At 58.4% G+C, this 22,147-nt stretch carries 11 protein-coding genes; 4 read left to right on the top strand and 7 right to left on the bottom strand.

What is annotated here, in order from left to right; genetic code table 11:
- Positions 1 to 159 precede the first annotated feature (159 nt).
- From ACSG06_RS17405 to ACSG06_RS17415, 3 genes are read right to left on the bottom strand one after another with little or no spacing between them, the layout of a single operon-like run.
- A complete protein-coding gene (locus ACSG06_RS17405) occupies positions 160 to 2,307 on the bottom strand; it encodes a type B DNA-directed DNA polymerase (protein ID WP_440992102.1) in 2,148 nt (715 codons plus the stop codon).
- Positions 2,308 to 2,309: 2 nt separating this feature from the next.
- A complete protein-coding gene (locus ACSG06_RS17410) occupies positions 2,310 to 2,615 on the bottom strand; it encodes a DUF8156 family protein (protein WP_440991559.1) in 306 nt (101 codons plus the stop codon).
- A gap of 2 nt (positions 2,616 to 2,617) precedes the next feature.
- Entirely contained in the window at positions 2,618 to 3,568 is a 951-nt protein-coding gene (locus tag ACSG06_RS17415; protein ID WP_440991560.1) for a hypothetical protein, read from the bottom strand.
- Positions 3,569 to 4,498: 930 nt separating this feature from the next.
- Between ACSG06_RS17415 and ACSG06_RS17420 the strand changes: the two genes are divergently transcribed.
- Complete coding sequence (locus ACSG06_RS17420) at positions 4,499 to 5,188, top strand: SOS response-associated peptidase (RefSeq protein ID WP_440991561.1); 690 nt, start codon at positions 4,499 to 4,501, stop codon at positions 5,186 to 5,188.
- A 15-nt stretch (positions 5,189 to 5,203) separates the two neighbouring features.
- Here ACSG06_RS17420 and ACSG06_RS17425 read toward each other — a convergent pair whose 3' ends face one another.
- Positions 5,204 to 6,232 (bottom strand): Cdc6/Cdc18 family protein, encoded by a 1,029-nt coding sequence (locus tag ACSG06_RS17425; protein WP_440991562.1) that lies wholly within the window; start codon positions 6,230 to 6,232, stop codon positions 5,204 to 5,206.
- A 439-nt stretch (positions 6,233 to 6,671) separates the two neighbouring features.
- Between ACSG06_RS17425 and ACSG06_RS17430 the strand changes: the two genes are divergently transcribed.
- Positions 6,672 to 9,974, top strand: a complete 3,303-nt coding sequence (locus tag ACSG06_RS17430) for a PD-(D/E)XK nuclease family protein (protein ID WP_440991563.1) — start codon at positions 6,672 to 6,674, stop codon at positions 9,972 to 9,974.
- Positions 9,974 to 13,732 carry a UvrD-helicase domain-containing protein gene (locus tag ACSG06_RS17435; protein ID WP_440991564.1) on the top strand — a complete coding sequence of 1,253 codons (3,759 nt, stop codon included), beginning with the start codon at positions 9,974 to 9,976 and terminating at the stop codon, positions 13,730 to 13,732. Before ACSG06_RS17430 ends, ACSG06_RS17435 begins: the two co-directional genes overlap by 1 nt.
- Before the next feature lie 67 nt (positions 13,733 to 13,799).
- Here ACSG06_RS17435 and ACSG06_RS17440 read toward each other — a convergent pair whose 3' ends face one another.
- The 3 genes from ACSG06_RS17440 to ACSG06_RS17450 all read right to left on the bottom strand — a co-directional run bounded on the left by ACSG06_RS17440 (position 13,800) and on the right by ACSG06_RS17450 (position 20,364).
- Positions 13,800 to 17,726, bottom strand: coding sequence for a DEAD/DEAH box helicase (locus ACSG06_RS17440; protein ID WP_440991565.1), 3,927 nt, complete (start codon positions 17,724 to 17,726; stop codon positions 13,800 to 13,802).
- Positions 17,727 to 17,835: 109 nt separating this feature from the next.
- The gene (locus tag ACSG06_RS17445) at positions 17,836 to 18,363 is read right to left on the bottom strand and encodes a hypothetical protein (RefSeq protein ID WP_440991566.1); all 528 of its coding nucleotides are present in this window, start codon (positions 18,361 to 18,363) and stop codon (positions 17,836 to 17,838) included.
- A 69-nt stretch (positions 18,364 to 18,432) separates the two neighbouring features.
- Complete coding sequence (locus ACSG06_RS17450; RefSeq protein WP_440991567.1) at positions 18,433 to 20,364, bottom strand: DUF1156 domain-containing protein; 1,932 nt, start codon at positions 20,362 to 20,364, stop codon at positions 18,433 to 18,435.
- Positions 20,365 to 20,783: 419 nt separating this feature from the next.
- On the opposite strand from ACSG06_RS17450, the gene ACSG06_RS17455 reads away from it, so the two are divergent.
- Entirely contained in the window at positions 20,784 to 22,058 is a 1,275-nt protein-coding gene (locus ACSG06_RS17455; RefSeq protein ID WP_050033929.1) for an IS4 family transposase, read from the top strand.
- Positions 22,059 to 22,147: the final 89 nt, after the last annotated feature.

Below are 22,147 nucleotides of genomic sequence, written 5' to 3' on the forward strand. Positions count from 1 at the left end.
CACTTTGAGCCAACGACTTCAAAACAAGAAACCGGCTTAGATGGTCTGGCAGCCGCGAATTCCCTATATTTACAACTCGAAAAAGGGGTGTGTTACAACACGAAATAGGGGTGTCTGGCCACGTCCCTATCCCCTTCACAACGCGAAATAGGGGTGTGGTCAGCTCCAGTTCGTGATGCCAATCACACGAGATCCATCGAGTTCTCGTCGAATGTCGGTCCGATCCCAACCGAGCGGAGACAGTATACTCTCGGCCGCTCTGACGAGCTGAACCTCGTAGTAGGAGGCGTCGTAGGTGTTGATATCTTCATGGGCGAGGGCCACCCGGTCTCGCGAGGATTTCTCGTTGTCGACGACCACGTACTCGATATCCTGGCCCGGGTGGACTGCAAGGTTCTGATCGCGAGCTCGTTTCAGCGCTGCCACGTTCAGGGTGTTCTGTGTGTACCCCTCTAGCGGCTTAGAGACTCGATTTCGCTCGACGAGCCGCTTCACTGCGACGGTCCCCGACCGCAACTCGGTGATTGCTCGTTCGAGACGTCCGAGTACCGCGTCCGGTGACCGTGTGGTATCGAGTCGGTCGAGACAAGCCCGCTGGAGATCCTCGATGAACGGCGGGGTCGAGCGTTGTCGGGCTTCGATGCCTCTGATCTTGAACTCCTCACTGTCCGCTTCTTTGCCGAAATACTTCGTCAACGCGCCGGCGTCGCTCTCACGCTGCGGGACGAACGCGACCCAGTCGTAGTGTGCCTCGTGTTCGAGCCGAATCTCGACTGCATCAGAAATCTCCGTCGCGAGCGTCTCGAGGTCCTCGCGGCCATCATCGTCGACGTCGGGATTTGGCGTCACCCAGATGGAGTCGACGATACCGTGGACAACGCGCCAGCCACCGGCCTCCAGACGCTGTTTCGCCGTCAGCAAAATCTCGCGAGCAAACGCGTTGATCGCCTCGTGGCACTCGATACGGCCGAACTTCGCGTTGCTGAACCCTTGATAGCCAAAGCAGGCGACGAGAATCCACTTCAGCGCACCCGACCGTCCTTCGAGTTCCGCCAATCGGTCCTCGTCGGGGTCGTCTCGATTTTCCTCGTGACGGATGTTCGCCTTAATCTCGTCGCGGGCATCGATAATCGGCTGGAGGACGTCGACGAGATAACCGCGCTCGTCGCAGATCGAGTATCCAAGGCCGGGGACATCGTCGCGGTCGTGGCAGTCACACCGGATGACGTCCGGTGAGACGTTCCGCGTACAGATGATATTCGGATAGAGACTCGAGAAATCGAGTTCGTGGACGTTCTCGTGGAGACCGACCTCGGGGGCGAAGATGAAGCCGCCACGGTCGGCATCGTGGAGCGTTCCCATCGATTTATAGAACTCGTGGCGCCAGGAGTTCCACGGCACAAGAACGCCGCGGTCGTGTGCCTCACATATCTGGATCGCCGTGAGGACGTTCCCGATTGACGCCCACGCGAGTTCCTGGACGGGCTTCTTCGAGCGCGACACGAGGTCGAGGACGCCGTCGAGGTTTGTCTCCCCGTAGAAGAACGTGTTCGACTCGTCGATAATCGCACGGCCGGGCACGTTGTACCGTGCCGGAGAGTGCCCAACCCGGCCGTAGCTCGAGTACGTCGACCACCTCGCGAGCTGCTGATAATCAACGCCCGGCCACCGACTCAACGAGAAGTCGTCAACGCCGGCGTCCGTCGCCATCTCGTAGAGCGTCGGAACAATCTCACTTGTCGAACAGACCAAGACGTCCGGGTTGTGTACTTCAACTGCAGTCACTACAGCCGACAGAATGTCTGCCGGCGAACCAGTGACGGTGTCGCCGGCGACGGACAGCTCTCCATAGCTGTCGTTGCTCGTTTCGGTCAGCGGGACGCTGAGTCGGAGTGTCGACAACTCAGTCGCCGGCGTCGGATCGACGTCTTCCTCCAGGCAATACCGAAATTCCCGTGAGAAGTCGACGTTGAAACAGGCGAGATCACCGACTGGATACTCCGACAACTGGCGCGCTTGCCCGGCGAGCGGGGTGACGCGGTCGATGTGCGTAACGTCGACCGCGAGGACTGTCTCCTCGTCCCGTCGAAAGCTGGGCCGTCGTGCAACCGTCTCGGTCGCGACGACGTTCGGATGCGGGTCGTACACCGACTGGAGTGTCGTGAGATCGGTGTCGGCGTCAGGGTCACGAGGGGCGACGTAGAAGCGTGGGTTGTAGTCATCGCGTTCGGTCGCGACGGCGCCGTCAGCTGTCGTCTCCCACTCGAGGACGCGCCCATCGTCGAAGAAGTCGATACTGAACGGCATCGTCACGAGTTCGAGTCTGGTGGAGCAGCCTTCTGGTCATCGTTTGCTGCGACCGCGGCTTCGAGTTCATTGAGACGTTCTTCGTGGTCGTCGAGACGGGTTTCTTGTTCCAGATGGATGCTGAACAGTGCCGGTAATAGCGGATTCTGGTGGTTCAACAGCCCGCTAGCGTCGGCGTGTTCGCGAGCGTACTCGAACAGCCGGTCAAACCGCGGTTGGTCGCGTCGCCGCAGTGCCCGTCGAAAGTCCGACCAGCGCTCCTCGATGGCCCGCAGTGCATCTCGGTACGTCGGGTTCGTACGCCCCATCGCTACCGGCCTCCTGTGCCGGTCGCCGCCCACGCATCGAGCAGGGGATTCGTGGTCGTCGCCACAGTCTCACCGTCAGCGGTGACACCCGTCCCGACGCTCTCCGGAGTCGGCGTCGACGGCGTCGGCGTCGACGGTTCCACGCCCACCTGCGAAGCGCGTGCCGCGAGCAGTTGCCTCCAGTACGCGAACGTCGTCTGGTAGTACGCACCGTCGTTGACGGGATAGACGAGCGTCTCGAAGTCCTCGCCGACGATCCGCGGCCCCATCCGGGTCTGCTTGCACTCAATGTGGTGGTCAGCGGCTGTCGCGACCGATGTCGTGAAGTCGTCGTCTCGGATCCGGGTAATGAGCACAGGGATGTCGTATCCGTCGGCGTAGGTTGCCAACCGGGCGAGTATTCGAGCCTGCAAGGTTTTCGCGTGGGTCTCGCCGAGGCTATCGTCAGCGCGATACTGGGCGTCGACGGCCGGTGCGACGATAAGGGCGGGTGTGTGGTGGGATGCGTCCTCGTCATCACTTGGTGACCGCCGGCCGCGTGTCCCGACATCGGCGGTGGACTTCTGGAATGTCTTGTTCACTGCTGTTGAGAGATCGCGGACGGCGCCGTAGTGCTGGTAGGCGGTGAAGCCCCGTGCGACGTGAATCCTATCGAGCAACCGCTGGCTCGGGGCGATTTGCGAGAGCGTGGTCGTCGTCGCGTGGCCGTTTGCATCGACCCAGAATGAGGGTCCGTTGTGTAGGAGGAGATGGTCGAGCACGAGTGACTGCAGAATCGGAACCCCAGGGCCGCCCTCCACGTCGAGTAGCGTGATACCGTCCTCGAGCGACGGTAGCAGCATATCGTCTGTTGGTGAGTCGGCTTGGCCCGCGAGGGACTGATTGCGGTCGGCGCTCCGAGTCGGCTGGTTCACCACGAGACGGTTCGATGGAACTGTCGATTGGTCGGGCATACTCGTGTGGATGCCCACAATCCCGATAAGCCGCGGCGTGTCGCTTCCGCGTTTCAGGGAACGCGAACGGGGCGTACCCAATCAGGGTAAAGTCTCGGGAATCCTCTGTTTAGAGACTGTTTCCGAGAACGGTTCCAGAATCGAGAGCCACCTAATATTAACCAACAGTTCCACCCCTTGCATCGGAATGTTGGTTAATAAAACACGGCCGTAGAGACTCCGATTCTCTCGCTCGGAATGTTAATGCTTGACACCACGTTGTAAGAGGTGCTCAATGAGCTATCCACGAACCTACGTCAATCACCGCGATCCGAATCATCACGAAGCAATCCACCCGACTCGAAACATCGGGAACTCTCACGTTGTTGCGGGAGAATTCCTCACCTCGCGGTTTCACGATGCTCTCCAAACCGTTCTCCACCCACTTGGGGAGTCTTTGGACACTCAGGACCAACACGCGCTCAACGATCTCGGGATCGTTCATGCCGATGGCTCGCTCAACGATATGTCTCCTATCGTCCGTCGATACGTCAAGCTCGACGAGTATTGGACTCGAACCCATCGTACTGCCCTCAACGAGTTATTCGGCGACCGACGTGCTCACGTCCTAAGCTGTTGTACGCGGTGCCTTCCTGAGTTCTCTCGACGCACATTCGAAGTCGAAACTGGGCGGTCTGGTGCTGCACTCGATACTACCCTCGCCCCACTTCTCGAAAGTGGATTTCTCTCACATAACGATGACGAGCAAACGTCCTATACCGTCGATGAACACCATGCGCTGTATCGGCCGACGGAACGACTCTTCGACGCACTTCTTGATCAAGCAGCTGTTCTCTGTGATCTTCTGCCACCGACCGAGCTCTAATCGAACGAGTCAGGGCTTTCGGACATCCAGATACGTTGAATAATTCCCCGGTCGAACCAGAGTGTATGTGTGGCCGGAACTCGCTCTTCATCGACCAGACCGACCTTGAGGCCCGCTTCAACGCGGAGGTTGTCACGGATGGGGGCTATAGACCCCGATACAACATCGCACCTGGCGAGGACCTCTACATCATCACGAACGAAGCTTCCGACGAGATCGACGCCTACCACTGGGGATTGATCCCGTTCTGGGCGGACGAGCCCGAGGAGGGCATCATTAACGCTCGCTCCGAGACTGCCGACGAGAAGAGCGCGTTCAAGGGGGCGTGGGAATCCCGCCCCTGTCTGGTTCTCTCGTCAGGGTTCTACGAGTGGAAATCGCCGAACGGCGGGTCGAAACAGCCCTACCGGATTACCCGAGAAGACGACCCTGCCTTCGCGATGGCTGGCCTCTGGGATGTCTGGGAAGGCGACGACGAGACAATCTCGTGCGTCACGATTCTCACGACGGAGCCGAACGACTTGATGAACTCAATCCACGACCGGATGCCTGTCGTCCTCCCGCAGGACGCAGAATCCGACTGGCTCACCGCAGACCCGGCTACTCGCAAGGAACTGTGCCAGCCGTATCCGAAGGACGACCTGGGCGCCTACGAAATCTCGACGCGAGTCAACAATCCCGGCAACGACGATCCGCAAGTCATTGAACCGCTAGAACACGAGCAATCAGGCCTCGGTGAGTTTGGTTCGGGATAGCTGACGGGGTCACAGTCACTGCATCGGCGACGCAGCAGCCGAATCCACGAGCGAGTATTCCCGGTCCCGACTCGTTCCCTCCGCCTTGAGGAGGTTGTACTGAGCCATCTTCGAGAGGTATGTCCGGACTGTTCGTTTCGTCCGGGGATCGTCGGCTTCCTCCGTGTAGCGATCGTGAATTTCGCTCGGCCCGAGTGGGCCGTGCTCGCGAACGATATCGTAGACGATCCGCTGGTGCGGCGTGAGCGAGTCAAGGCTCTTCTGCTTAATCTGGGCACGGGCGTCCTCGGCGGCGTTCAGGAGGATATCGTCGGTGATGCGCTCGTGGTTCTCGCGATCCGCCTTTCCGGCCGCCGTTCGTAGGATGCCGATTGCGAGCCGGGCGTCGCCGGCGGCCGCATCGGCGATCCGGTAGAGCTGGTCGTCGGTGATGATGTCCTCTTCGAGACCCCATCTTGCGCGAGCACTCAGGATGTCATACAGTTGCTTGTCGTGGTACTTGTCCATTCGGACGTGTTCGCTGGAGCGCAGGCGACTCACGAGTCGCTCGTCGACTTGGCTGAACAGCTCTTCTTCCTTGTTTGCGATGCAGATGATGGCGAACTGCGGGAGGCTGTGGAGGTCGTAAATAACGCTCAGATCTTCGAGTTGATCGACCTCGTCGAGGATAACGACGGTTCGAGGGCCGTCGTGCTGCTGGAGGCGGTCGACGAGTTCGTCGTGCGGGGTCGACTGCCGGTGGATATCGATTGTCGCGCCAAGGTCGTCAAGAATCTGGTAGAGGGTGCGGAATCGGGTGTAGTTGCGCCAGCAGTTGACATAGGTCGCCTCGACGTCGAGGACCTCTTCTCGGAGACGTTCAGTGACAAACTGCGCGATGCAGGTCTTGCCAGCCCCGCTGGGACCGGTGACGATGGCGGTGTCGGCGGGTTCACCGTTCGTAATTGGTTCGAGAACGCTGGAGAGGTGATTGACTTCGGCGTCGCGATGCTCGACTTCCCGAGGGACGAACCCGGCGCGGAGCACGCGAGCATCACGAATCATCTTGATCTGTTAGACTGGTTTTCCGGCTAATACTAAAAACGTGATAGGGATCTTTCCGGTAACAACCCGATTGATGGCTCCTTCGGCACCGAGATTACGGCGATGTCGCGTGGTTTTGTTTGTAGAAAATTCTCCTTTCCGGGAACTTCCGGAAAGCACCCTTCGCTGTGATTATCGAATGACCTGTTGTTGATGGCTAAGATTGTCGATCTTCGCCGAGATGGTCAAACTTACTGGTTCCTAGTATTAGATTCGCCATTCTGAGGGAGTTCCAGACCATCTCTCAAATTTTGATATTCGGCACATGGCACTTGTTCTTCGGTAGGTGGGTGTGATTAGTTCTGATGACAGCTTGTTCGCTCTCTCCTCGTACTATACAGACAAACTCCTGAGTTTCAGGTAGCATTATGTGGTTTAGTCGACACACTACTTAGAAGAAATGTCTCGGCTTCTCTGTGGCCCAGATGCTGTTACAGTTGATCGGACAGCGCTCAACTGGGCCGCGAACCACTCGGACGGAAATCCTGAAAGCGTCCTCTACATCGCGAATCAACCTCATCGTCTCCGAGAAATCGAAGCGCAGTGGGAAGGCGTCGGCCGGCCGCTGGAACTCACTGCGCTCACCCTCGACGAATTCGTCGACCGGTGTTACGATAGGGAAGAGATCGGCGGTGCTGCCTCACGGATGGACCAGCCAACCCGTCTCCGGCTCGTCGAACAGGCTCTCTTGGACTTACCTTCCAAGTGGTCGCTTATGGAAGGGGACGGACTGCCTCCGACTGGTCTCATCGAGCAGATTGAGGACCTCCTGAGTCTCGTCGAATTCGCCGGGCTGCTCTCACCTGAAGCTGTCCGCAACCGCCTAATTGAAGAAGGGCTAATCAATCTGAGTTCCGAACTTGAGGCCATCACCGAGCGGTTCTACGACGGACGAGAACGGCTCCCCGACGGTTCATCTATGACCCTTTGGGCAGAGCGGTACCGACGGGTAGCCAACTCCAATCCTGCTCAGTGCTTTCCACACACAGACGCGGTCATCATCGGAGGTTTCGACACGTTTTCCATTCTCGCATCGCGCGTCGTCGAAACAATCACCGAAACCTGGCCAACGGCGGCGACCTTCCCCCGATTGACCGGAACAGCCGCTCCGAACGGCGTCGACGTCGCAACGGCCCCCGCATGGGAGTTCTTCGTCGACGACCTCGGATTCGAACCGGATACGGTCGCGGCCCGTGAGTCTCGCCCACCGGCGAACCGACGGTTAGCGTGCGCACCGTTCCGTCCTGATGCCGACACACTCTCCCTGGATGAGACGACTGCCGAAACCGTCGTCCTGTCCTCACTTCCGGGTGAAGTCCGGTATACCGGTCGGCAGGTACAGGAACTCCTGAGTGACGGTGTCAACCCAAACGACATCGGCGTGGTCGTGACTGCGCCGTCAGCGTATGCCCACCGTCTCGCCGGTGAGTTCTCTTCGCGATCCGTTCCATACGCTGTCGCTCGGGACTACGATCTGGATGGAACGTCGGTTGGTGCTGCTCTCTTGACCGCGCTAGAGCTGCTCGATGACACCGAGACGGGAATCACTGATGACCTTCGCAGTCTCCTCGATAATCCGCTCGTAGAGCCGGTGCTGCCGAGTTGGGAGACCATCGATAGCGAACAGGCATACGACGCGATTGCGGACGTGGAAGAACTCAGTGACGTCGAGGAGCCGTACCGAGCGGCCATCGACGAACTTCTCGCCAAAGCAGAAACCGTCGAAGATGACGGAGGCGTCGAAGCCTACCGCCACTTCGTTGCGTGTCTCGGAATCAAGGACACCGTGGAAGATCGAACGACGACCGGGTCACAACGGGTCGTCTATCGCAGTGCTGAGCGAGTCCTCAACGCCGTCGAACGGACAGGAGACGGGGACGACCTCGAACGCGCCCGACACGCACTCGGTGCCGTCTCCGTCACCGATGATTCGACAATTCGCGATGGGCGAGTCGAAGTGCTCGGCGCGGCGGAACTCGGGATGCGGACGTTCGACCACGTGTTCGTCCTCGGGCTGACTGCGTCACACTTCCCAGGGTCTGCGAACCGACTCGCACTCGTGAACGCCGTCACCGACGCACACCCAGACTTTGCCGAAGCCGACCAAGCTCGGCGCGCTGAGTACCGTATCGCAAGCCTCGTCGCTGCCGCAGAGTCAGTCACGCTCTCGCGGCCGAAACAACAACTGGACGGGACAGAGTATATCGATGCCGGCATCCTTGCGGAATTCCGTCGAATCACCGACACTGAACCACAGCGACGAGACGAGTTCGGTCACCTCGTTGGACAGGCACCGACCGGTCGCCGAGACAAAATTGGGGCGCGAGAAGACGCACAGCGAGCGCTCGCGACCGCCGGCGCTCGTGCTGGCCCCGAAACACTCGGCGAGTATGCGACTGCCGCGTCGTCGACCGAACTGTTCGCGGAGGCGGCCGGAAGCAGTGACTGGCTCAGTACGGAGGCAGCACCGGGGGAGGGAGTAATCGACGGGATCCAGACAGCGTCTGATCGCGGGCTTGCGCGGCCGTCAGAGCACACGGGCTGGCTCACTCCCGAGACAGCGCAGAGCCTTTCGTTCCAGCTCGACCGACTCTCGCCGACGCAGGTAGAACGATACGCCAGTTGCCCGTTCCGGTTCTACGCGAAGGAAGTCCTCGGGCTGGAGGAAGAAGACCGCGACGAGGGGCCGATCAACCGCGGACACTACGTTCACGATGTTCTGGAACGGTTCTACACGGAGCTCCGGGACGAGGTCGGGTCTCCAGTTTCGCTCACCGGGTTCGACCAAGAAGATCTGGAGACGCGACTCCTCCGCGTCGCGGTTGATGAACTCCAAGCGGTCGACGACGAGTTCGACGACCGCTGGCTGTTCGAACTACTGGCTGGCCTTGGTGATGCCGACCAAAACGAGTACTACAATCGGACCGCCGTCGACGGCCGCCCCGCTGGTATCCTCGTCCGATTCATCGAAGAAGAGCTCGCGCTGTACGTCGATCCGGATGGCCGACTTCAAAACGGCCCTCTCACGGCAGCACCGGTCTGGTTCGAAACCAAACTCTCGTTCGACGTCGACGGGACTACGATTCGCGGGGTCCTCGACCGCGGCGAAACGACATCCGACGGCAGGACCATCGTCCGTGACTACAAAACGGGGTACACCTCCTCCGAACGCGACACATTGGACGGACTCAGCTTCCAACTCCCCATCTACGCGAAGATGCTCGAGGAGAACGTCGACGAGGTTACCGAAGCCGTCGGGGGTGGGTACTACCGGCTCAAGGAACCCGGAAAGGTGAGTAGCACCGCTGGCCAGATCGGGTTCATCGGTGACGGCCCACCGAACGCGAGCTGGCGCGGGAACTCGTACCGCGACGGATACGGTGGGACACCCATGGTCTACCGGAGCTCGGACAAACCGAGCATCGAGACCCGAGCAGGCTTCCGCGAGTTCCTCGACGACATCGTCCCGCAACGCCTCACAGATATCGTCGCTGGCATCGAAGCAGGAACGTTCCATCCGACGATCAACGACCCCGACGACGCCGGATGTTCGAGCTGTCAATTCCGTGACGCCTGCGACATACGCTCCTACCGACGTCAGCTTTTCATGGAAAATCTGGAATCCGAGGGACGAGATGCGTACGTCCCGCCGATCGCTCGCGGCGTAGAATGGACCCCGACGGTCGAGGAGGGGGAGAACTGATGCGCCGAGACGACCTCACCGACCAGCAGGGCGACGCTGTCACGGCGCTCTCACAGAACTATCCACTCACGGCTGGTGCTGGGACCGGGAAGACGACGACGCTCTCGTTCCGGTACCTTGCGCTTCTGGAGGACCATCCTGATTCCCTCCCCGAGAACGTCCTCGTGACGACGTTCACACGACGAGCCGCACGCGACCTCACAGAGACCGTCCGCGAACGCGTCTTGGATCGACTCGCCACCGCAGACGCCGATCACGAGCGCTGGCGAGATGTTCTCAACGGGTTGGACGACGCGTACATCCACACGCTGCACGCATTCTGTCAGCGCATCCTCTCCGAACACGCGACCGCAGTCTCCGGACTTGACCCCGGATTCGATACCCTCGACGACGTCGAAGCGAGCCGCCTCCAACGAGACGTCATCGACGAACTCATCGAAGAAGAACCACGAGAGGTCATGCTCCTGCTGGATGCGTTCTCGGAATATTCCCTGCGCGAGGTTCTTGAAGACCTGTTCGGTGAGCGCCCAGACAGCGAGGCCTGGGCCGAGGTCTGGAGCGCACCTGCTCGTACCGTCGACGACTACGTCAACTACGTCGAAGAAGAACTCCATCCGTTCCCGGCCGACGAGGTAAACGCGCTCTGCGCCGACGAGACGCTCCGAGCGCTCGTGGAGGAACTCCAGGAGCTCGTTGCCGACCTCGACAAGACTGATGCCGGTGGGCGGACCGAGCGCGTCTGGGCCGCAGTCAGACTCTTCGATGAGCTGGACGCCCTGGATTCCGTTCGTGACCGCCGAGAGCGGATTTACGACGTGTGTGACGATCTCACCAAATCCCGGCACGACGAGTACGCGGACTACACCCCGGTGAAGGGAGACTGGAGCGGTACCGACGAAGACGCCGACCGTATCGGCGAAGTCGTCGCCGAAATCGTTGAACGACTGGATGCGACACACCGATCTGCGGAGGGTGACGGTCTCGATATCACCGTCGACCGCGAGGGCGCGCCGTACTACTTCGCGTTAGCTCGTCTGTTCGACGAGGCCGTTCGCAGGTACGACGCGCGGAAGCACGATCGGAACGTCTTGGACTACACCGATCTGGTACAGCAGACACGGAACCTCCTGCATCCGGAGCGTGGAAACGACGCCGTTCGCGAGTCTCTCGCCGACCAGTTCGACTTCGTCATGATCGACGAAGTTCAGGACACCGACCCGAACCAGTGGGACATCGTTCAGTCACTCACCAGCCTCGCCACCGACGATACCCCCTACAGCGCGCAGAACGTCTTCGCAGTCGGCGACGAGAAACAGTCGATCTATCGCTTCCGGAATGCGGACGTCGCCGTCTTCCACGAAGCACGGAGCGCACTCGTCGGCGCAAATGGGAGCGAGAACACAGCAACGACAGGTCAAGGGGACGATGTTGTCGGGTACCAGCTTCAGGACAATTTCCGAACGCTCCCACCACTACTCCGCTTCCTGAACAGTCTCTTCGAGGACGTCTTTGATGACGAGGCGGACGACGCTTTCGAGGCAGCACCCCAACCCCTCCGTCCCCGACGAGACAACCCTCATGACGTGACGCCGACTGTGGAGTACCTGTTCGTCCCGGACGACGACCTCCGACCGAACGTCCTCGCTCCTGGTCACCCGCTCAACGATGCACCACCCTCGGCACGACGGTGGACGGAAGCGCAGTCCGTCGCAGCGCGTGCTACGCGCCTCGTCGACGACGAGACACAGGTCTACGAACCTGATCCGGACGACCGCCCGGAGAGCCGGCCGGTGACGTACGACGACATCGCGGTCATCATCCGGAAACGAACCCACCTCGACGAGTTCAAGCGCGCGTTCGACGACCACGAAGTTCCCTACACCGTCGTCCAGGGAGAGGGCTACTTCGACACGCCGGAAGTGCGGACGCTCACGAACCTGTTCCGCGTTCTCGCCGACCCGACAGACGACATTCACCTGTTCGGACTGCTTCGCTCTCCGATGTTCGGCTTCACCGATGACGAGCTCGCGCCGGTCGTGGAAGGAGGCGACGTCTGGGAAACGGTCGGTGAGACGGACGACCCGGAACTCGCACGCAGTCATTCCCTGCTTGCCGAGTTGCGAGCGCTCGCTGGTGCCACTGAGGACACCGCCGGTCCACAGGTCGACTCGTGGGGCGAGATTCTCGATATTGCGCTTGATGCAACTGGCTACCTTGTGAGTCTCAGTGCTGACGAACGACCGCGACAGGCACTCGCTAACGTCGAACAGTTCGAAGAGTACCTGCGTGAAGCCGTCAGCGACGCCGGAAGTCTCCGTTCACTCGTCACACGCCTCGACGAACGTCAGGAGTTCACCAACTACGACCCGGAGGCCGCGATTCCCGACGGCGAAACCGGGGTCCAGATACTCACTGTCCACGCCGCGAAAGGCGAAGAGTTCCCCGTCGTCATGGTACCTGGCCTCGGTGACAAATTCAACACCGACCCACCACTCGCCGGTGGTACCGAGTTCGAAGACGTGAACGACCGGCCAGCACTCGGTCTCTCTGTTCCCGACAGTGACGATCCCTTCGACTCCAACGACACTGTCGCGAAGAAGGGACTCCAAGCGCGTCGACTCGCCAAGCTACGTGCAGAAGAGAAGCGCACGCTGTACGTCGCCTGTACGCGCGCCCGGGACCACCTGATTCTGGCCGGCACGCACGGGACCGAAGACGACGAATCACTCACCACCCTGCAAGAACCGGATAGCGACGAACCAACCCGATGGAGCGACTTCGTGCAAGAGTCACTGCTCGGTGACGAGGAGTTACTCGCCACTCTTGAGGCTAACGGGAAGGTGACTGATCAGCTGCACGTCGACTCGCTCACCCGGAGCGAGGACCCCGACCGGGACGGGCCCACCTACTCGGTTCGGCTCCCGCAGCCAGGAGTGCCTCAGACACAGGATGTCGATGTCGAGGCGCCACCAACCTCTGTCGAGATACCGGAGCGACAGCCCGGCCCCATCCAATACCGCCTCTCGCCCTTCCAAGTCGCGGACGTTCTGGGAGAGGACCAAGACGGCGAACTGGTGTTCGACGAAGCGAACCGTATCGTCCACTACCGACGAGGAACTGACGACGACACCGAGTGGGACGAAGACGACGATACGCCCGCAGAAGAGGGAGATGGGCCGACCGAGCTGTCCGGCCGCTTCTTCGGCGAAGCGGTCCACCGAATCTGTGAACTCCAGCATCCACCCGAGCGCTGGGACGACATCATCGACGACGCTCTCCGGTCGATGGACTACGAGGGAGTGGTTACCGCAGACGACCGCGACCGCGTCGCTGAGCACGCTCAGCGAGCGAACGGATACGTCCGTCACGTGGCCGACAGCGACGACGCCGTCTATCGCGAACTCAAGGCAAGCGTGGAACTGGCCCACGGCTCAATCTCCGGAATCATCGACTGCCTCGTCCTCGGTGACGAGACAGCCACTGTGGTCGACTACAAGACCGGGCGCGTCGACGAATCGAAACTGGAGCAGAAGACCGAGTACTACCAGCCACAACTCGAGGCGTACGCTCTGATGGTCGCGGCGTTCGACGACCGTCCGGTTACGACGAGTCTCTATTTCACCGAAATCGAAGCTGACACCGGCGTCGAATTCAGCGCCGGGAGTGGCGACGGATCGCTCGGAGAGCTCAAATCCTGCCTGGACAGGCGGCTTCGTGAGGAAATCGAAGCGCAGACACAAGCTGAGTTCGACAGATAATCTAGGACGCCAGAGTGGGCCGATGACCCGGAGAGTCGTCTCGAACACCTCTTCGCTCACTTCTCTCTCAATCGGCGCTATACTGTTCCCGATTCGCGACGAAATCGTCGTACCAATTGGACAGTTCGGTCACAGTGGTTGCTTCTGCGACAGTGCCGTCGTCTCCAACCACGCTGATAGTGCCGTCTCTACCCCAGCCGCAGACAACCGGGCGGGACGACTGTCCTTTAGACTCGGTGAATTTCACCAGTCGCTCAGTCCCATCCGAGGTCGTCCTCCAAGTCTCGACAAGATGCCGCAATAACGGGTTTCCGGGCGCGAGATAGTGAAGCGATGGGAACTCATCCGCACATTCGTCCGAGAACGTCACTGCAACCTCCTCATCGTCCGGAGCAATCACGGAAGCCAGAGTCCCCTCTGTGTCCAACTCTGGAATAGACTCTATGTCGCTGACTTCCAGTCGGTACGTACACTCTCCGAACTCGAAGCCGTCCCCGTATTCGGTGTCAGTCACATCTATCCCGAGCTCGTCGACGCTCGTGAATCGGATTCCAGCATCGACGAGAGCTTCGCTGCTGGTCAAGACCGACTCAAGGGATTGCACAGTGAACGGCGTATCTGCGTCGTAGTCGTCAGCACCGACATCGAGGATATCTGGATGGTTGAACGATTCCCAGGCATCGAGCTTCGCCTCGTCAATTACGTCTTGGGCGAGGGGTTCATCGATGTCGTCCAGCGATTCACCGACATCAACCCTGTCGCTCTCTTCCTGCTTCTCGATCCGGTCAGAGAACTCCTTATCAGCTCGCTCAACCGCATCTCGGCTTTCATCCCGCTCCGTCTCTAGCGTCGCGGAACGAATCTGGCTGCTGACTCCAGAGAGGATCGGCTGCATATCGCCAACAACGTTTTCGAAGAGACCAATCCGTGCGTCCAGTCGCTCGTAGATGTCCGTCTCGACCGTGTCCTCGTAGCTGTAATTGAGAATCGTCACCTCGTCGTACCGCTGTCCGATACGGTCGATTCGCCCGATACGCTGTTCGACACGCATCGGATTCCACGGGAGATCGTAGTTGATGAGAGCGCCACACTCCTGAAGGTTCAGCCCCTCACTGGCGGAGTCCGTACAGACGAGAATATCGACTTGCCCATCGTCCGCTGCGAACTCGCGCTTCACCCGCTCTTTGCCGACGTGAGTCCACGACCCCGAGTCGCCATCGTACATCTCGCCGCCGCGGCCAGAGTAGGTCGCGACAGTCTCACCGTGGATAGACACGAGGCTCTGACGGATGAAGTCCATCGTGTCCGCATACTGCGTAAAGATGATCGCCCGGTTGTGCCCCTCGTGATCCAGTTCGTTGAGATCGTCGATGAGTTGGCCGATTTTGGGGTCCTGGTCTATCTCCGCCAGTTCGTCGACGAACGACTCCAGTTCCTCGATCTCTTGGTCTAAGAGGTGGAGCCCTTCGTCAGTGACGTTGGGGATGATCTCAGCGAGATCAGCATCTTCCAAGTCGCCCTCCAGTTCTTCCAGCGCCTCCACATCCTCGAGATCGTACTCGGAGAGCGTCTCCATCACCACCTGACGAGAGCCGCCCGAATCCGCTTCCTGAGCACGCTGTTTCCCCCTGAGCACTGTCCGCTGTCCCCGGAGTTTCTTGAGACGATTCTGGAGACTCTGCGAGATCGCATAGACGCTGCTGGTGAGTCGTTGACGGTACGTCGTCATCACAAACCCAATCGCCCGGGATTCTGCCTCGTCGGACTGCTGCGCGAGCTTGTAGAACTTCCTCGTGTAATCGTCGATCCGGTCGTACACGCGGCGCGTTTCGTCGGTCAGCTCAATTTTGTGCTGCTCTGGATTCCGGTCGGGGACAGTCGCATCAAGGAGTCCCACGCGCTCGTACTTGCGGAGAGTGTCACGGGTATTCCGATGGATGAGCGCATCGACAGGGGTCGACTCCCCGAGAACGTCCTGAACGACCTTCCAGCCCGATTCCGAGAGTTCGTCGAGCGCTGCAAGGCGTTCGTTCCGCGAGAACGTCAGCCACTCCTCATCCGCTTTCCACGCAGGATACAGGAGGTACTTCAGCTTCTCGTCCTCTTTGGCGTCGAATGGATCGACGTCGTGCTCGTCCATCGCGGATTCGAACACGTCGATGTACCCATCGTAGTGTTCGCCGTAGTCACTGGCGAGGTCACATGCCCGAAGCACGCGTTGCTTGGCGATAGACCGGGCCTGCTGGTCGTCACCCACGTCCAGTTCGGTGCCGACCGCGTCGAACACGAGGTCGGAGAGGCTCCGTTCACCAGGGAGCCGGTCTTGATACCGGCTTTCGGTGAGCGTCGCCTGTGCGGACCACGATTCGTCGTTCGAGGTGCTATCGCTACCCAGCTCCTTGTCCAGCGCCTTCGTGAGCGCACGGCGGGTTTCGAAGAACTCGACGAACTCGTCTTGATTGTCCCACTCGCCCGGGAGGTCGAGCAAGGACATCAGATCGTACAACTCGCCCGCGTGCAGCTGCATGGGCGTCGCGGTAAGGAGATAGTACGCCTGCGTGTGGTCGCGAAGACGTTCCAGCATCGAGTAGAAGCTGCTCCCCTTGCGTCCGTTGTGGGCCTCGTCGACGATGACTGCGTCCCACACACCCTCTCGGTTTGACGTCTGCCGGCCGCGACAACTCGCAGGCACCTCGTCGCGTGTTCGCGTCTGGCCGCCATCCTTGGGGGCGACCTGATCCCATCGGTCACGTAGTCGCGCAGTATGCCAGGACATGATGACGATCGCGGGGCCGCTGTTCTCGTCACTGTCCTGATGTTCGTGGAGAAATCGCCACATGGGGCTCTCCACCCAGGCCTGTTCTCGTTCTTGGCCCCGGAGGTCGAGTTCAGACGCTCCAGGCGGGGAGTGTTCGCGTCCGAACGCATCGATGAAGGCGTACTCGTAGTTGCTTCCTCGCTCGTAGCGGTAGGTGTTCAGATTGAACTTCTCCCACATCTCCTCCTGCCACTGAACAGTGAGGCTTGCCGGGACGAGCAACAGTCCGGTCTCGAGCTCATCGGTCAGCCCGAGCCGGGAGAGTGTGAGTCCGGCTTCGATGGTCTTCCCGAGGCCGACCTCGTCACAGAGCAGGAAGCTGTTCGGGTAGGTGTTGACCAGCGTATCGGACACGACGCGCTGGTGCGGCCACGGCGTAATCGTGCTGCCCTCCTCGGCAAGTGCGAGTCCGCCAGGAGAGAGATGCCCATCGGCGATGATATTTGCCTTGTCCCGTTCCGTCGGTGGTGCCTCACCACGGGCGATCTGAATCGCTTCCTCGAGTTTCGTCTGCGAGTCCGGATCCTTCCAGTCGATGAGTTCCTTCTCGATGGCTTCCGGGAGGTCGTACACCTCGACGTAGGGGTGTTCGTTCTCCCAGAGTCGGTCGAAGGTATCGATGTCGCCGTCGACGTACGTCGACTGCTGGTCGACCCACGAGCGGTGGACTTTGAACCGCTCGTAGTTGTTCTTCCACCCGCCAACGGTCTCGTTCACGCTCCCTTCGAACGAGAGCGCGTTCCCATCGTCGTCGTGGAAGATCCCCATCTTCGGGTGGAAGATGCGCCAGGACCCTTCCCGGGGAACGGCGACCTTGATCTGTAGACGTCCTTCTCGGAGAAGCCGAGCGAGGAGCTGGAGCTGTGCATCCAACTGTTCGTCCTCCAGCTCTTCGAGCTCGTCGGTCAGTTCGTCGGTGAGCGCCTCGAAGACAGGTCGGTCAGTAGAGTAGAGTTCGGTCCCAACGACGAGCCTCATCTCGCCGTCGTTCTTGAGGAGGGCGTCGATTCCTCGGGACGCGACCGCGAGCGCGCTGCTGGAGAAGTACCCGGCGACGCGGTCGTAGCGAACGGAGCGCTGGAGTGCAGGCACGTAGAATTCGTCTACTAGATACGCACCGTCTTCCTGTGGCCGTGTTTCGTAGATAGACTCCCAGGTGTACGATGGAAGCGACATCGAGATGAGTTCTGTCGAATAATGTGGGAGTCAGTTTATAAACGTGTGCCTGTGAGGGGATAGCAAACGAAATATACTCGCCAGACGGAGTGCCTTGAGAATTGTCGGGCTATCCCTGACTACGCTCCTCAACAGCGGCTAACAGCTGGTTCCGGGTTTCTGTTCCAAGTCTGGCAACACCGGAGCGACGGTACACATAGAGATCGTTCTTCGTACGGAGTGAATCAAGGTCCACGCTATCTAGAGCACTTCGCGGGAGTCCGAGGCCCCAGATTGCCCCCGATTTCGTAGTCTCCACGAGCTCGTCCCAAATGGGCTCGACGACATCCATGAATGCTCTCTTCGTCAACAACACGACGACCACATCCGCGTCAGGTACAGCGTCTCTGAGGAGTTTCTGAGCGTCTTGTCGCATCTCGCCTTTCGATGCTTCTTCAACTTCTGAGAGAGTGCTTCGCCCTTCGCACAGTCCGTGCTCGTCGGAGAGAATGTACACGTCGGTTTCGACGATGTCGGTGAGTTCGTCCACGAGAGTAGCAACTGGTCGAAACTGGCCTTTGTAGTATTCAAGCAGTTGTGGGTCATCAGCGGCTTTTGAAACCGTTTGTGCTTCCTCTGTGAGAACGACCGCTTTCATTAACAGAGGCGTTCTCGGCACCGATTCAAAAACCCACTTACGTGAGAATCGGTATAGAGTGGGAGTCAGTTAGTGATCCGTCAACTCGCTCTGTGTAGTTTCATCACCGTCGTCAGCGAAGACGTTCGGACTGAAGTCGAGATCTAAGACATCTCGGGTTCTTCCGACAGCAAGGTCGCGAGCAAGTTCCCAATCTTCGTGGTCGTGTGGGAGTACCTGAAGAAGTGCCTTCAGCGTCGCTTTGAATGTCGAATCCGAATCGAAGTTCCGTTCACGAAGCCAGTCGCAGCAAGCACTCTCACCCTGCACGTCATAAACGTGCATCGCGGCATGTACTTTGTCCAATGCGAGACCGAACGAGAGATCGTCTGGGTTCACCGGAATGCGACTCGACCGATTCTCTGGTTTTTTATTGATGTTTTGAACTCGATCTGAGTGGCCACGTAAACTAATATCACCACGACTCTTTCGCCAAGTCTTCGTGCTTCGCTTGATTTCGTCGATGTCTACGCCAATTCCTAGTCCCAGTTGATGCCCTTCATCATAAGGGAATGTTTGCGATTCGTGTACTAACCAACTGAGGATATACCATTCAGAAACATCATCAAGATCCTCAATTCCTTCTGCATCCAAGTATTCGTCAACTAAAACTTGGGTGACTGCTTCTCTAGCTTCTTCTAAAGCACGACGCGGCTGTACTTCGTTGTCCTCGTCGTCAACAACGGGATATGCGTCTGCAAAGACGCGCAACGTGGGACCGAAGGCGCTGATAATAACATCCGTTTTCGTGAGACTAAGACCAGACTCGATCAGGTCTCTGGCAGCACCTTTTGCTGCTTTTCGAGTGTCACTTTTAACATCTGTCCAGAGGGTAGGAATTGTGCTTGTAGCATCTCGCTCCTTCTGAGGTTTCCGTCCTGTAAGCAGTAGCGTACTGTCTGCTGAAGCGCTTTTCTGCATTCCTGCGCGCTGGGGCATCTCACTCGTGATCGGGTGGGTAGATGTTATTGTGAACCCGGAATTAATCAAGGACATCGTCAGGGTGTCCCAGGCATCTGTTTCCTTGTGTGTGAACATTACCGTCATAACGCCGCCTGGTTCAAGGACTCGGTAAAGCTCAGAGAAGATCTCACTCATCTTCTGTTCGTAGAAGTCGTTGGCGAGTTCTCTTTTTGATGATTCTCCTGCTACATCTTCAAATCGACTTGAGTTAGCGACTGCTTCATTACTCTTGTCTGTCAGTTGTGAATTAAAGAATTCCGGACGGACATCATCTAGATACTCTCTATGCCACACATAGAACATGTCTGAGAGTTCAGAATACATGACACTACTGTAGTAAGGTGGATCAATGACTACAGCATTGACACTATTCTCCTTAAACTCCAGATTCGCTGCGTCTGAGTTAGTGAGATGAGCAGCTTCAGAATTTTCAGGTAGATAGGAAGCTAATTTCTCATAAGAGTCAACAATCTTGCGAAGGTGGGACTCATATCCCATCGTTCCCACAGAAGCATTATTATCGACAAATACTCGCTGGAATGCATAGTTTTTCCCCTTAGATATGTGATTTGGATATCCACGGTTCATATTCCAGCTTGACAGACGTGTGTTGTAGTCAACCGTCTTACTCGCCACAAAACTGAGAATTGTCAGGATTGCCTCGGCGGTTTTTTGATCGTATTCTTCTTTGATATCCGGTTTAAAGTGGTTATATGCATCCAAGAATTCGTAGTGGGTGATCAGTTGCCTTGGCGAAAACAGATCCCTCCACTTTTTTATCCCATATCGTAAGGGCTCACTAGACTTTGCACCTTCTGGGATTGGAATATCAAGGAGACTTGCTATATTGTAATCTGATTTAACCTTATTAGCTGCCTTATTAAGCGCTTTTTTGTCTTCTTCCGTTGGGGCTCGGTATCCGTAATCTCCGCTATTATCAACGTACTTCACACAGACAAGCTCATATTCGAACTCTCCTTGAGAGATGGATTCCTTCACATCTGAGCTCTCCATGACGACATTACAATTCAAACACTCCGCGTCCCCGCCACGGGACACGGGACCGTTAGACGGGTCAAAGCCATCTAGCTCTTTTTGACTTGGATCAATCAAACAGTCATATTCGATTTCACCATCGTTTATTCTTGGTTTGGCTACAACGTCCTGAGAGCTACGACGGTACCGAATATACCATTTCGGCATCAGCGGGATTTTACAACCACAAGACGGGCAAGTTACCGTGTAGGTACAAGGACAACTCTCTGGGATCTGATTTTGGTTTTTACTGGGATAGTATTCTTCTCATCCGTCTTTAGTTAGGAGACGAACCGCATGACAGCGGCGGCGTATCGAGGTATGTTTGCGGAAGGAACGAGGAGGCAACGAGTGTGTACCACGAAACCTCCTCATCTCGGATTATGCGTCGGCTCACTACGCTTTTTCCATCTGAGTTCCTCGAAGAGCACGCCGAGGAACTCGGCGTGGTCGAACGTGATCGCAAGCTCCAGATTCCCGCCTTCGTCTGGTCGTTCGTGTTCGGCTTCGCCGCAGGCGAACGCCGAACACTCGCAGGGTTTCGTCGCAGCTACAACTCGACAGCTGACGAGCCGATCTCTCCCGGCGGCTTCTACCAGCGGTTGACACCGTCGCTCGTGGAGTACCTCCGTGACCTCGTCGAGCGAGGTCTCGACGAGGTCGCAGTCCCAGACGCTGTCGGTGCTGATATCGACCGGTTCAAGGACGTGATGATCGCTGATGGAACGGTGTTGCGGTTACACGAGTTTCTCTCCGATGAGTACGAAGCCCGTCACGAGGAGCAGGCTGGAGCGAAGCTCCACCTGCTCCACAATGCTACTGACCAGACGATTGAACGGCTCGACGTAACCGACGAGAAAACACACGACAGCACGCTGTTCAAGACAGGCACGTGGCTTGAAAACCGCCTCGTGTTGTTCGACTTGGCGTACTTCAAGTACCGCCGGTTTGCGTTGATCGACGAGAACGGCGGCTCCTTCGTGAGCCGGCTGAAACAGAACGCGAATCCGGTGATAACGGAGGAGTTACGGGAATGGCGCGGGCGCGCCATTCCCTTAGAAGGCAAGCAGCTCCGAGCTGTTCTCGATGATCTCGACCGGAGGTACATCGATGTGGAGGTCGAAGTCGAGTTCAAGCGCGGGCCGTACGAGGGGACGCGCTCGCTGGATACGAAGCGGTTCCGCGTCGTCGGCGTCCGCAACGAGGACGCCGACGACTACCATCTGTACGTGACGAATCTGTCGAGAGAGGAGTTCTTTCCGGCAGACCTAGCGCAGATCTACCGGTGTCGGTGGGAAGTTGAGTTGCTGTTCCGTGAGTTGAAGACGCAGTACGACCTGGACGAGTTCGACACGAGCAACGAGCACGTGGTGAAGATCTTACTGTACGCAGCGCTGCTGTCACTGCTTGTGAGCCGTGATTTGTTGGATCTGGTCACCGAGCAGGCTGACGATGAGCTCGTGTTTCCACCGGAGCGCTGGGCGGCGACCTTCCGGTCGCACGCCCAGCTCATCCTCCACGACCTCGGTGAGCACCTCGGTTATTCGCCACCGCCGCTGTTGGAGCGGCTGATCAAGGACGCACAGAAGATCCACAAGCAACGACCGATCTTACAAGAGACGCTCGCTACCGCTACGCAACCGAGGTGTGAGTCTTAACTAAAGACGAATGGTTTGACACTGCGGGCCGAACAGGACTACACGAAAGTCCAGGATCTGTTCGAACAGATGCCGGACGAAGCGTCGAG

This window comes from Haloarchaeobius baliensis (assembly GCF_052060055.1).
GTDB classification, from domain to species: domain Archaea; phylum Halobacteriota; class Halobacteria; order Halobacteriales; family Natrialbaceae; genus Haloarchaeobius; species Haloarchaeobius baliensis.

Excerpts from the sequence above, each read along its gene's own strand:
- ACSG06_RS17405 (WP_440992102.1), bottom strand. The coding sequence starts at position 2,307 with ATGCCGTTCAGTATCGACTTCTTCGACGATGGGCGCGTCCTCGAGTGG.
- ACSG06_RS17410 (WP_440991559.1), bottom strand. The coding sequence starts at position 2,615 with ATGGGGCGTACGAACCCGACGTACCGAGATGCACTGCGGGCCATCGAG.
- ACSG06_RS17415 (WP_440991560.1), bottom strand. The coding sequence starts at position 3,568 with ATGCCCGACCAATCGACAGTTCCATCGAACCGTCTCGTGGTGAACCAG.
- ACSG06_RS17420 (WP_440991561.1), top strand. The coding sequence starts at position 4,499 with ATGTGTGGCCGGAACTCGCTCTTCATCGACCAGACCGACCTTGAGGCC.
- ACSG06_RS17425 (WP_440991562.1), bottom strand. The coding sequence starts at position 6,232 with ATGATTCGTGATGCTCGCGTGCTCCGCGCCGGGTTCGTCCCTCGGGAA.
- ACSG06_RS17430 (WP_440991563.1), top strand. The coding sequence starts at position 6,672 with ATGTCTCGGCTTCTCTGTGGCCCAGATGCTGTTACAGTTGATCGGACA.
- ACSG06_RS17435 (WP_440991564.1), top strand. The coding sequence starts at position 9,974 with ATGCGCCGAGACGACCTCACCGACCAGCAGGGCGACGCTGTCACGGCG.
- ACSG06_RS17440 (WP_440991565.1), bottom strand. The coding sequence starts at position 17,726 with ATGTCGCTTCCATCGTACACCTGGGAGTCTATCTACGAAACACGGCCA.
- ACSG06_RS17445 (WP_440991566.1), bottom strand. The coding sequence starts at position 18,363 with ATGAAAGCGGTCGTTCTCACAGAGGAAGCACAAACGGTTTCAAAAGCC.
- ACSG06_RS17455 (WP_050033929.1), top strand. The coding sequence starts at position 20,784 with ATGCGTCGGCTCACTACGCTTTTTCCATCTGAGTTCCTCGAAGAGCAC.